The following is an 11,889-nucleotide window of genomic DNA, read 5'->3' as shown; positions in this document are numbered from 1 at the left end:
ACGATTAGCGTGGACGCCATGCCCTCCGCGCCGCGCACCCGTTCGCGCATGCGCGCGACCCTCGCGGTGAGCGCGGCGTTGCTGGTCGCGGTCGCCACCCTGCACCCCGTCTCCGCCCGCGCCGAAGCGCCCTCGTGGGCCGATGTCGAGAACGCGCGGGCGGATGCGGCCGCTGCGGCACAGGTGGCCTCGCGCATCGATGCGGCGCTCGCCGCCGCCGAGTCCCGCTCGCAGGCGGCCTCGCAGGCGGCACTGACCGCCGCCGCTGCCGCGCAGGCCGCGCGCGAGGCCGCCGATGCGGCGCAGAGCCGCGCGAGCACGCTGGATGCGCAGCTGAGCGAGGCCGCCGGACGTGCCGCGCGCACCCGCGACGAGATGGGCCGCTTCGCCGCCGCGCTCTATCGCACCCAGTCCGACGGCCCGCTGGCCGCGCGGCTGTTGACCGCGGCCGATCCGGACGACCTGCTCGACCGGCTGGGACTGCTCGATGTGCTCGGCACCGCCTGGGCGGGACGAGCCCGCGCCGCTCAGGCGGACGTCCTCCTCGCCCGCTCGCTGAGCGACCAGGCCGCCGCCGCGAGCGAGGCGCGGGACGCTCTGGCGGACGAGGCCGACGAGACGGCGCGCACGGCGGACGCCGCGGTCGGCGCAGAGGCGCTCGAGGTGGACGCCCTCACGGCGGAACTCGACACCCTCTACGCGCAACTGGCGACGCTGCGCAACACGTCGGCCGACACCGAACGCCGCTACCGGTTGGCCCAGCAGACCGCGGCTCCCTCGCCCGCGCCGCCGACCGCTCCGGCGGGATCGGGCGGGTCCGGCGGCGGATCGGGTGGTTCCGGCGGTGGTTCGGGCGGCTCCGGCGGCGGATCGGGCGGGTCCGGCGCACCCGGCGGGGGCTACGGCGTGATCGTCGATCCCGCCGCCGCCAAGGAGTATGCGCGCGGCGCCATCCGCGCGTACAGATGGGGCGACGACCAGTTCTCGTGCCTCGTGCTGCTGTGGAACCGCGAGTCGGGGTGGCGGGCCAACGCCCTCAATCCGTCGAGCGGGGCGTACGGCATCCCGCAGGCGTGGCCCGCCGAGAAGCTGGCGCAGGCCGGGGCGGACTGGCGGACGAACGCGGCCACGCAGATCAACTGGGGCCTGTCGTACATCTCGGGACGCTACGGCACGCCCTGCGGCGCCTGGGATCACTCCCAGCGCACCGGCTGGTACTGACCTCAGGCGGGCGACGACGCGCGGCGCGCGGAGCCGGGCCCCGGCAGTTCGACGTACGCGTCGTGCTTGGCGACGAGCCCGTCGCCCGCGGTCCGCCCGCGCACGCGCCGCCACACCCACGGCAGGGCGTCGCGGCGCAGCCACCCCGCCGATGACGGCTCGTCCTCGTGGAGCGCCGCATCGAGCTCCCCGATCGCCTCGGCGTCGGGGACACCGAGCACGTCGGCCGCGCGGTAGGCGAGGAAACGGTGCCCGCGCGAGCGCAGGTGCACCTTGTCGTCGGCCCACATGGCGACGTCGCCGATCTCCGGCAGCGCATCGACGTCGAGCAGCAGGCAGTCGTGGATGCGGGCGATGCGCCGGATCTCGGACGCGTAGACGGCGAAGCGGCGCGCGAACAGCCGGGCCGCACGGCGTCGGGGCAGGAACGGCGTGACGAGCAGGACGTCCGTGCCGGCGGCGCGGAGGACCCGCACGCTCACCTCGAGCTCGGCTGCGAGCGCCACCGGGTCCGCCCGATGCCCGACGAGGTCGTTGGCGCCCATGAGGATCGAGACGAGGTCGGGACGCAGCGCCAGGGCGCGCGGCACCTGCTCCCCGGCGAGATCGCGCACGCGCCGGGAACGCACCGCGAGGTTGGCGAAGCGGAAGGTGTCGGCGCCGCCCCGCGTCTGCGCCAGGAGCGGAGCCAGGCGGTCGGCCCATCCCCGGTACTCGCCCGCCGGGGTGCGCGACGTGTCGCAGAGCCCCTCGGTGAGCGAGTCGCCCAGGGCGACGTATCGAGACCACCGCCGGGGCTCGTCGGGCGACATCGGGATCGAGGGACGCGTCGCCGCGCGGGCGAACAGCAGGTCGTCGATGGGCCGGAGCGCCCGCGCCTCGTCGTAGTGACCGAGAAGCTGCCCGTACAGCGAGCGCCACGTGCGCTCCGCCACCGCCTCGCGCGAGGCGAGCGCGAACGCGGCGCGCTTGGCGTCGTCGCCGAGGAGATCCTCGACCCGTGCGCGGAGATCGCCGAGGTCGCCCGGGCGGTACAGCCAGCCGTCGATGCTCGAGCGCACCAGGTCGACCGGTCCCCCGGTGCCCGTCGCGACGACGGGCACCCCGCTGGCGTGGGCCTCCTGGATCGTCTGGCCGAAGGTCTCGCTCTCCCCCGGGTGCACGAAGACGTCGAAGCCGGCCATCGCCTCAGCGAGCGCCTCACCGCGTAGATGCCCCAGGAACACCGCCCCCGGCAACTGGCGCTCGAGCGCCGGGCGCGAGGGGCCGTCACCGACGATCACGAGCCGCACGCCCGGTATCCGCTGCAGGACGGCCAGATCCTCGACCTGCTTCTCGGGCGCGAGTCGCCCGACGTACCCGACGATCCGCTCGCCGGGCGCGACGCCGGCACGCCAGGCGTCGCTGCGGCGTTCGGGCCGGAAGCGCTCGCCGTCGACGCCGCGCGCCCACATCCGCAGCCGGTCCACCCCGAGCCCCTCCAGCTGCGCGAGCGACGCGGTCGAGGGAGCGAGCGTCAGGGTGGTGCGCCGGTGCAACCGGGCGACGTGGGCCGCCGCGAGCGTCGTCGCCTGCGGCATCCGATAGCGCTGCGTGTACGCCACGACGTCGGTCTGGTAGACGGCCACGGATGCGGTGTGCAGCGCGTCGGCGGCCAGGGCGGCCTGCCATCCGAGGACGAACGGGGAGGCGAGATGGACCACGTCCGGACGGAACTCGCGCAGGATCGCCGCGATCCTGGCCACGCGGGCGAACACCACGCGCACCTGCGGATACGAGGGCAGCGGCAGCGAGGTCAGCAGTTCGGTGCGCGCGCCCGCCACCGCGTCGACGGTCTCGCTCGCCCGCGGGGCGATGACGAGAGCCTCGTGGCCGTCGGCGGCGAGGTGGCGCAGGACATGCAGAACGGAGTTGGTGACCCCGTTCATGTGCGGAAGGTAGGACTCGGCGATCAGCGCGACTCTCACGCATCCAGCGTGACGGCGTGCGCCCCGCACGAGAACCGAACCGCCCCCGAAAAGCGCAGAGTTCACCGGATGCACGACCGCACGTCACCGGACGTGCGTCGTTCGGTCGCCGTTCACGAGCGCGTGGGACGCTCGGCGCGTGATCGAGGACCTGCTGTCGACCGCCGCGGCGAGCCCCTGGGCGCTGGCGGTGATGGCCGCGCTCGTCTTCGGCGACGCGCTGCTCGTGGTGCTGCCGGGCGAGGTGGCGGTGACGGCCCTCGGCGCCCTCGCCGTCTCGACCGGCACCCCGCCGCTCGCCCTCGTCATCGTCGTCGCCGCGGCCGCGGCCTTCGCCGGCGACGCCTGCGGGTATCTGATCGGACGCCGGGTCGGGACCGATCGGTGGCGGTGGATGCAGCGGCCGCGGGTGGCGGCGGCGTTCTCCTGGGCGGCGCGGCGACTCGAGCGGAGCGCGGCGGCCGTGGTGTTCACGGCGCGTTTCATCCCCTTCGCGCGGATCGCGGTGACGGTCACGGCCGGGGCGACGCGGGTGCCGCCGCGGCGGTTCCTCGGGATGTGCGCGGTCGCGGCCACGGGGTGGGCGGCCTATCAGGCGCTCATCGGCGCGGCCGTCGCCCTGATCCTCCCGGGCGGACCGCTCGTGGCCGTGCTCGTCTCGATCGGCGTCGCGCTCGTGGTCGGATTCGCGGTCGACGCCGTGCTGACCAGACGGGCGCGCGCCCGCCCCTGAGCGAGAGGGCGGGCGCGCGGGGGGGGCTACTCGCCCGCGAGACCGCCCAGCAGGTGGCCGAAGGATCGCCCCTCGCCCAGGTACGAGGCCGGATCGAACGGATCCTCCGCCGTCACGGGTGCACGTCGGGCGATCGCCTCGGCGAGCTCGCGCGCACCCTTGTCGACGCGGGCGCCGAGCGGGGCGACGTCGTCACCGGATCCTCCCCAGTCCGACGACGCGGCGAAGACACCGGTCGAGACCGCATCCGCGTGGAGATAGGCGAACAGGGGGCGGATGGCGTAGTCGATCGCCAGCGAGTGCCGCGCCGTGCCCGCATTGGCTCCGATGAGCACCGGGGTGCCGCGCAGCGCATCGGGGTCGAGCACGTCGATGAACGACTTGAACAGCCCCGAGTAGCTCGTCGAGAAGATCGGGGTGACCACGATCAGCGCGTCCGCCGAGACGACCGTGTTGAGCATCGTCTCGAGGGCGGGCGGCGCGAAACCGGTCAGGAGGTTGTTCGTGATGTCGTGCGCGTAGTCACGCAGCTCGAACACGTCCGCCGTGGCCTCGATGTCGCGCTCGGTCAGCTCGCGCGCGGTCGCGGCCAGCAGCCGGTCGGCGAGCATCCGTGTCGACGACGGGTTCGACAACCCCGCCGAGATCACCGCGATGCGCCGGGCACTCATGCGTTGCTCCGAGCGGCCGCGAGCCCGAAGGCGGAACCGGCGGGCTGGACCGTGTCCTGGTAGGGCGAGCCCGCCGTGAGGTTGTCACCGCGGTTGGCCCGCGGCGTCGCCTGACGGGAGGGTCCGTCGCCGTACGCGGCGCGGACGAGGTTCGCGTGGGTCGGCGCGTCGGGCACCTCGGCGGGGCGGTTCTTCGCCAGCTCGCGGCGCAGCACCGGCACGACCTCGCCGCCCAGGATGTCGAGCTGCTCGAGCACCGTCTTCAGCGGGAGTCCGGCGTGGTCCATGAGGAAGAGCTGACGCTGGTAGTCGCCGTAGAGCTCGCGCATGCCCGCGTACCGGTCGATGACCTGCTGCGGCGAGCCGACGGTGAGCGGCGTCATCTGCGTGAAGTCCTCCATCGAGGGCCCGTGGCCGTAGACGGGCGCGTTGTCGAAGTAGGGGCGGAACTGGGTGACCGCGTCCTGCGACTTGGCGCTCATGAAGACCTGGCCGCCGAGTCCCACGATGGCCTGCTCGGGCGTGCCGTGACCGTAGTGCGCGTAGCGCTGGCGGTACAGCGCGATGAGGCGCTGGTAGTGCTCCGCCGGCCAGAAGATGTTGTTGGCGAAGAAGCCGTCGCCGTAGTACGCGGCCTGCTCGGCGATCTCGGGGGTGCGGATGGAGCCGTGCCAGACGAACGGCGCGACGCCGTCGAGCGGCCGGGGCGTGGCCGTGAAGCCCTGCAGCGGCGTGCGGAACTTGCCCTCCCAGTCCACGACGTCCTCACGCCACAGCTTGTGCAGCAGCGCGTAGTTCTCGAGGGCCAGGGGCAGCCCCTGACGGATGTCCTTGCCGAACCACGGGTAGACCGGGCCGGTGTTGCCGCGACCGAGCATGATGTCGGTGCGCCCCTCCGACACGTGCTGCAGCATCGCGAAGTCCTCGGCGATCTTCACCGGGTCGTTGGTCGTGATGAGCGTCGTCGCGGTCGACATGATGAGGCGCTCGGTCTGCGCGGCGATCGCCGCGAGCGTCGTCGTGGGCGACGACGACCAGAACGGCGGGTTGTGGTGCTCGCCGAGCGCGAAGACGTCGAGCCCCACCTCTTCGGCGTGCTTGGCCATCGTGATCGTGTTGCGGATGCGCTCCGCCTCGCTGGGCGTGTGCCCGGACACGGGGTCCTGGGTGATGTCGCTGACGGTGAAGATGCCGAACTGCATTCCCTGCCAGGTGGTGTTCTCGCTCACGATGCCTTTCCCGCTTCCCGGATGCGGTGGCGCATCCGTTCTATGCAAATGAATATAAACCCTGTAACACCCTCAGCGCGAGAGTATTCCCCGCACCTGTCCGGGACATGCGACGAATCGAGGGGAATGCTGCTCACCCTGCCGCAGCGGCCACACCTTACCGCCGACCGCCACCCCGGGGCGACGCGCGCGGCGGGGCGATAGTGTCGGCGCGATGAGCGATCCGCAGACCTCCCCCACGCCGACGCGCCCGCGCCGTCGCGTGCCGTTCTGGGACAACGCGCGCTTCGCCTGCATCGTCCTGGTCGTGCTGGGGCACGCCACCCAGCGGCTCACGTACGACTCCGACGTCGCCCTCTCGCTCTACCTGCTGGTGTACGCGTTCCACATGCCCGCGTTCGCCATCATCTCGGGCTACTTCTCCAAGGCCGGCGCCCCGGGACGCCGGCAGATGGCGCGGGTGATCACCGACATCCTGCTGCCCTATCTGATCTTCGAGACGCTGTGGACGATCACCAAGTTCCTCGTCGAGGGCCAGGCCAACCCGAATCCGACGCAGCCGTCGTGGACGCTCTGGTTCCTGCTGGCGCTCGGGATCTTCCGCCTCGTCCTGCCCTACCTCGCGCTGCTGCGCTGGCCGCTGCTGTGGACGTTCGTCATCTCGATCGGCGTGGGCTACCTGCCCAACATCGACTCGACCCTGTCGCTGTCGCGCACGCTCGGGCTGCTCTTCTTCTTCACGCTCGGCTGGTGGCTGCGCGAGCACGACGTCGTCGACCGCCTGCGTCTGCTGCGCAGCCGCCCCTGGTGGCTCGTCGTGGGGGCGAGCGCCGTGATCGCGGCGGCGGCCGCCGTCGCCTACGTCTACGTCGACGTGTGGCGGGACGTGAACCTGCGCACCTGGCTCTTCTACGACGAGGGCTACGCCGCCCTCGGCGGAGAGCAGTGGTGGGCCGGCGGCATCCGCATCGCCCTGATCGCCATCGCCCTCATCCTCAGCACGGCGTTCTTCGTGCTCGTGCCGCGCCGGGCCACGTGGTGGACCGCCTTCGGGCAGTACACGATGTACGTCTACCTGCTGCACTCGTTCGTGCTCTACCCGTTCCGCGAGTCCGGCGTGCTGCGCGGGCTCGACCCCACGTGGATCTGGCTGCCCGTCGTGTGCGTGGCGGCGGTGCTGATCGCGCTCGGGCTCGCGACCCGCCCCGTGCGGCGGGTCTTCCGCCCGCTCGTGGAGCCGCGGTGGCCCTGGCTCTTCGCCGACCGGACGCTCGCCGCGCGCGAGGGGCACCGCAGCGACCCGACCGGATCGCGTCGACCGGCGACGGCCGATCCCGCGCCGCGTGCGCCGCGGACGCCGCGCTGACCTCAGCCGAAGAGCCCCGCCCCGACATAGGAGCCCGCGGACGCCCCGGGCGGCACCGCCCACACGCCGGAGCCCACGTGCCGCAGGTACTCCGACAGCAGGTCGGTCGACATGGCGCGCTGGAGCTGGATGAACTGCTCCGGCGACCGCTGGTACGACAGGAAGAACAGTCCCGCCTCGAGCGCGCCCAGCCCGTCGTTGCCGTCGACGAAGTTGTAGCCGCGCCGGAGGATGCGCATGCCGTCGTGCGCATCCGGGTGGACGATCCCGACGTGCGAGTGCGGATCGATCCGGGGAGCGCCCGCCTCATCCGTCGCCGCGAAGTCGGGGGCGGTGAACTCCGAACCGCCCGAGAGCGGCTCGCCCTCACCCTTGCCTCGGCCGATCGTGCGTTCCTGCTCCGCCAGGCGGAGCCGATCCCAGGTCTCGATCGTCTGACGGATGCGCCTGGCCACCAGGAAGCTGCCGCCGGCGAGCCAGGGCGCGCCGTCCGCGGCCGCCGCCCACACGAACGAGTCGAGACCCTCGCGATCGGACTCGAGGATGTTGGCCGTGCCGTCTTTGAACCCGAACAGGTTCCGCGGCGTCGCCTGCGCCGCACTCGTCTTGGAGGTGCGCCCGAAACCCAGCTGCGACCAGCGGATGCGTGCGCGGCCGAAGGCGATGCGGCTGAGGTTGCGAATGGCGTGCACCGCCACCTGCGGGTCGTCGGCGCACGCCTGCACGCAGAGGTCGCCGCCGGAGCGGAGCGGGTCGAGGTCGTCGCCGAGGAAGCGCGGAAGGGGTGTCAGCAGGGACGGGCGCTGTGCCGCGATGCCGAAGCGATCGGCCCCCTCCCGCTCGAAGAGGGTGGGACCGAAGCCGAAGGTCACCGTCAGCGAGCTCGCCGGAAGCCCGAGAGCCTCGCCGGTGTCGTCGGGCGGGGCCTGCGGCGAGCCGCCGATCGCACCGGACGCGCTCACATCCAGCCCCTGGGTCATGCGTGAAGCGGCATACGACCAGTCCTGGAGCAGGGTGATCAGGTCGTCGCGGGTGGCGGAGTCGGCCATGTCGAACGCCGCGAAGTGCAGATGGTCCTGCACCGCCGTCGTGATGCCCGCCTGGTGATCGCCGTAGAAGGCGTGCACGCCGCCCGACGCCGTGTCGCCACGGGCGCCGCCCACGGCGACGGTGGCGACCGCTCCCCCCACCGCCCCCGCGGCCAGGCCCGCGGCGCCGGCGCCGAGCAGGCCCAGGAGCCCGCGCCGGCTGAGCCCCGCGGCGGGGCTCAGCACGGCGGGCGATTCCGCGGGCTGCTCGGCGGCCGACGGCCGCGGGTCGAGGTCGGTCACGACAGGACGGTCCCGGTGAGCTGCGAGAGCGGCTCGGCGAGCGCGTTGAGGAGGTCGGTCAGGGTGCGCTTGTCGGCATCCGTCAGCTGCGCGTAGCCCGCGAAGCCGGCATCCCAGCTGCCGTACGTCGCCAGCTGCTCCTCGAGCGCCGCGTAGCCGGCGTCGATGTCGTCGACGAGTGCCGGGCCCTCGCTCTTGGACTCCGCGAAGTCGCGCACGAGCGAGTAGGCCATCTTCGACCCCTCGACGTTCGCGACGAAGTCGTACAGGTCGGTGCCGCTCCACCAGTCCTCTTCGCCGGTGATCTTGCCGGTGGCCACCTCGTCGAGCAGGGCGATGGCGCCGTTGGAGATGCCCGCGACGCCCTGCTCGTCGAGCGCCGTCGAGAACTCGTCCGAGTGGACGTAGTCGTTGAGCTCGGCGATGTCGCTCACGAGCGTGTCGGCGTATCCCTGCCGCTCGGCCGGGGTGGACGGCGCCCAGTCCTGCCAGGCGGGGGTGACCCCGTCGGCGTTCAGCGCGTCCTGCGCGGGCACCCAGAGGTCCTTCTCGATGCGGTGGAAGCCGGTCCAGTCCAGGCTCTCGGCGACCGCATCCACCTCGCGGTAGTCGATCTTCGGGTCGAGGTCGCCGAGCGACTCCGCCACCGGCTCGATGCGCTCGTAGTACGCGCGCACCTGCGGGAAGAGCGTCCGCGCGGTGGCGTCGTCCGCCGCGACGTAGGCCGCGGCGAGCTCGTCCACGGCGGGAACGAGCTTCTCCACCTGATCCTTCACGAACGCCGCGTAGAGCGTGACCGCCTGCTGCTTCTGCTCGGCGTCGTCGCCCGTGACCGCCACGGCCTCGCCGCTGACCCCGAACGCGGCGCGTCCCACGCCGTCGCCGACCATGCCCGGCTTGCAGAGCGTGAAGTAGTCGCCCGGCTGGGCCACCACGGTGAGGGTGCGCGACGCACCGGGGGCGATGTTCTCGACCTCGCCGACGATGCGCAGGCCGTCCGAGGCGAGCAGATAGAACTCGCTCACCTGGCTCCCGGTGTTGGCGACCTCGAAGGCCAGCGTGCCGCTGGTCGAGGTCGCGGCCGAGACGTCGCACGTCGTGTCGGTGGAGGTCACGGTCAATGCCTCGGCGGCGGCGACATCCGCTTTGGCGACGCAGCCGGCCAGGACGAGGGCGGCCACTCCGAGGGCGGCGGCGCCGCCGATCATGCGCTGAACTGTCATGGTGTTCCTTGCTGTGCGGGAGCGACCGCGTCGCTCACTCGGTGGGAGGGGATGCGGCGGCGGGCGCCGCGGAGGAAGACGGCGCCGACGATGACGACGTAGGCGGCCCAGGCGATCACCTGGAGCCAGCTCATCCGCGGCATGAAGCCGACGGTGGCCTGGAGGACGGCGGCGAGGGCGCCGCCGGGAGCGATGACCGTGCCGACGTCGAACGCCCATCCCCACGGGAACCCGGCCGCCCCCACGGCCACGACGCCGGTCAGCGGGTCGATGGGCGCTCCCGCCGCGAACGGGCCGGGAAGGACCGCGGCCTCCTGCAGATCGTGGATCGCGTAGGCCAGCACCCCCGCCGCGACGACGATGAGCAGCGCCCCGGTCCAGGTGAAGAACACCCGGAGATCCAGGCGCACCATGCCGCGGGAGATGAACCAGCCCAGCAGCACCGCCACGGCGAGGCCGATCACGGCGCCGAGGAGGGCCGTGGGCGCGTCGCCGAAGGACTGCACCATCGACCACAGCAGGAGGGTGGTCTCGATCCCCTCGCGTGCGACCGAGACGAACCCGAGCGCCACGATGCCCCAGAGCGACCCGGTGGCCAGGGCCCGGTCGATGTCGCCCTCGAGCACGCGCTTGAGGCCGCGTCCGGCCCGCTGCATCCAGAAGATCATCCCGGTGACCATCGCGACGGCCACGAGCGACAACGAGCCGCCGATGATCTCCTGCGCCTCGAAGGTCAGCGAGTACGCGCCGAAGGTGAGCACGGCGCCGATGACGAGCGAGAGGAGGACGGCGAGAGCCACGCCGATCCACAGCCGCGGCAGCACGTCGCGGCGTCCGAGCCGCGAGAGGTACGCGGCGAGGATGCCCACGACGATCGCCGCCTCGAGGCCCTCTCGAAGCCCGATGAGAAGAGTGGACAGCACGCGTCGACGTCCTTCAGTAGGAGGTAAGGCTCACCTAAGCCCGGAGTGACAGTACTCCTCCGACGACCCCGAGACAATTCGCCACTCGGGCGGTAACGCTCGGCAACATTCGCGCACCGATCGCCGGGCGGTCGTAGCGTCGGAGCATGAGCACGCCCTCCCTCCCGGTTCTCGACCTCTCCCGCCTGAACGACGGCCCCGCCGCGGCCGCCGCCTTCCGCGACGATCTGCGCGCGGCCACGCACGAGGTCGGGTTCTTCTACCTCGTCGGCACCGGCGTCACCCCGGAGCTGGCCGGACGGCTCGAGCGGGCGGCCCGCGACTTCTTCGCGCTACCGGAGGCCGACAAGCTCGCGATCGAGAACGTCAAGAGCCCGCACTTCCGCGGTTACACGCGCGTCGGCGGCGAGCTCACCCAGGGCAAGGTCGACTGGCGCGAGCAGATCGACATCGGGCCGGAGCGCGACGCGATCGACGACCCCGAAGCGCCGGACTTCGCCCGCCTCACCGGGCCGAACCTGTGGCCCGCCGCCCAGCCCGAGCTCCGCGACGTCGTCACCGAGTGGCACGACCGGCTGACCGAGATCGCGCGGACGCTCCTGCGCGAGTGGGCCGTCGTGCTGGGCGCGCCGAGCGACTACTTCGACCGCCACTTCGGCGACCCGTCGACGCTCATCAAGATCGTCCGCTACCCCGGCAGCGACGCTCCCGAGCCGCAGCAGGGCGTGGGGGCGCACAAGGACTCGGGTGTCCTCACCCTGCTCTGGGTCGAGCCCGGCAAGGGCGGCCTGCAGGTCGAGCGCGACGGCCAGTGGGTCGATGCCCCGCCGATCGACGGTTCGTTCGTCGTGAACATCGGCGAGCTCCTCGAGTACGCCACGCAGGGCTACCTGATCGCGACCAACCACCGCGTCGTGTCGCCGCGCTACCCCGAGGACCGCATCTCGGTGCCGTTCTTCTTCAACCCCGCACTCGATGCCCGCCTGCCGCTCATCGAGCTGCCCGCCGAGCTCGCCGCGCAGGCCCGGGGTGTGACGCAGGACCCGACGAACCCCATCCACGCGCTCTACGGCGAGAACGCGCTGAAGTCGCGCCTGCGCGCCCACCCCGACGTGGCCGCCATCCACCACCCCGACCTGGTCGCCGCCCGCGCCTGACCCCGCCCGCCGCACCCGCGAGACAGCACTTTCGCGCCGAGACCGTGGGTTTAACCCACGGTCTCGGC

General features: G+C 72.6%; 10 protein-coding genes. 4 read left to right on the top strand and 6 right to left on the bottom strand.

Annotated elements, in window-relative coordinates; genetic code table 11:
- The first annotated feature begins 18 nt into the window (after positions 1–18).
- Positions 19–1,221 carry a hypothetical protein gene (locus tag AB0N73_RS11390; RefSeq protein ID WP_363563480.1) on the top strand — a complete coding sequence of 401 codons (1,203 nt, stop codon included), beginning with the start codon at positions 19–21 and terminating at the stop codon, positions 1,219–1,221.
- Between the two features lie 2 nt (positions 1,222–1,223).
- On the opposite strand, the gene AB0N73_RS11385 is transcribed toward AB0N73_RS11390, so the two are convergent.
- Positions 1,224–3,188, bottom strand: a complete 1,965-nt coding sequence (locus AB0N73_RS11385) for a GDSL-type esterase/lipase family protein (RefSeq protein ID WP_363563478.1) — start codon at positions 3,186–3,188, stop codon at positions 1,224–1,226.
- Positions 3,189–3,327: 139 nt separating this feature from the next.
- On the opposite strand from AB0N73_RS11385, the gene AB0N73_RS11380 reads away from it, so the two are divergent.
- The gene (locus AB0N73_RS11380; protein ID WP_363563476.1) at positions 3,328–3,921 is read left to right on the top strand and encodes a VTT domain-containing protein; all 594 of its coding nucleotides are present in this window, start codon (positions 3,328–3,330) and stop codon (positions 3,919–3,921) included.
- 26 nt (positions 3,922–3,947) lie between these two features.
- On the opposite strand, the gene AB0N73_RS11375 is transcribed toward AB0N73_RS11380, so the two are convergent.
- Both AB0N73_RS11375 and AB0N73_RS11370 read right to left on the bottom strand, forming a co-directional pair.
- Positions 3,948–4,592, bottom strand: a complete 645-nt coding sequence (locus tag AB0N73_RS11375; RefSeq protein ID WP_363563474.1) for a CE1759 family FMN reductase — start codon at positions 4,590–4,592, stop codon at positions 3,948–3,950.
- Positions 4,589–5,794 (bottom strand): LLM class flavin-dependent oxidoreductase, encoded by a 1,206-nt coding sequence (locus tag AB0N73_RS11370; RefSeq protein WP_363563617.1) that lies wholly within the window; start codon positions 5,792–5,794, stop codon positions 4,589–4,591. Before AB0N73_RS11370 ends, AB0N73_RS11375 begins: the two co-directional genes overlap by 4 nt.
- A 241-nt stretch (positions 5,795–6,035) precedes the next feature.
- Between AB0N73_RS11370 and AB0N73_RS11365 the strand changes: the two genes are divergently transcribed.
- Complete coding sequence (locus AB0N73_RS11365; RefSeq protein WP_363563472.1) at positions 6,036–7,187, top strand: acyltransferase family protein; 1,152 nt, start codon at positions 6,036–6,038, stop codon at positions 7,185–7,187.
- A 2-nt stretch (positions 7,188–7,189) separates the two neighbouring features.
- Here the strand turns inward: AB0N73_RS11365 and efeB are convergent, their stop codons facing one another.
- Genes efeB through efeU form a run of 3 tightly spaced genes read right to left on the bottom strand, consistent with a single transcriptional unit; the run spans position 7,190 to position 10,664 of the window.
- Positions 7,190–8,461 (bottom strand): iron uptake transporter deferrochelatase/peroxidase subunit, encoded by a 1,272-nt coding sequence (gene efeB, locus AB0N73_RS11360; protein ID WP_363563615.1) that lies wholly within the window; start codon positions 8,459–8,461, stop codon positions 7,190–7,192.
- A 53-nt stretch (positions 8,462–8,514) separates the two neighbouring features.
- Positions 8,515–9,741, bottom strand: coding sequence for an iron uptake system protein EfeO (gene efeO / locus AB0N73_RS11355; RefSeq protein ID WP_363563470.1), 1,227 nt, complete (start codon positions 9,739–9,741; stop codon positions 8,515–8,517).
- Positions 9,738–10,664: an iron uptake transporter permease EfeU gene (efeU, locus tag AB0N73_RS11350; protein ID WP_363563468.1), complete on the bottom strand. Its 927-nt coding sequence runs from the start codon at positions 10,662–10,664 to the stop codon at positions 9,738–9,740. Before efeU ends, efeO begins: the two co-directional genes overlap by 4 nt.
- 146 nt (positions 10,665–10,810) lie before the next feature.
- Between efeU and AB0N73_RS11345 the strand changes: the two genes are divergently transcribed.
- Positions 10,811–11,821 (top strand): 2-oxoglutarate and iron-dependent oxygenase domain-containing protein, encoded by a 1,011-nt coding sequence (locus tag AB0N73_RS11345; RefSeq protein WP_363563466.1) that lies wholly within the window; start codon positions 10,811–10,813, stop codon positions 11,819–11,821.
- Positions 11,822–11,889 lie beyond the last annotated feature (68 nt).

The organism is Microbacterium sp. NPDC089189 (assembly GCF_040685095.1).
In the GTDB taxonomy this organism is placed as follows: Bacteria; Actinomycetota; Actinomycetes; order Actinomycetales; family Microbacteriaceae; genus Microbacterium.
Note: the sequence above shows the minus strand (reverse complement) of the source record. Positions and strands in the feature narration are given on the sequence as shown.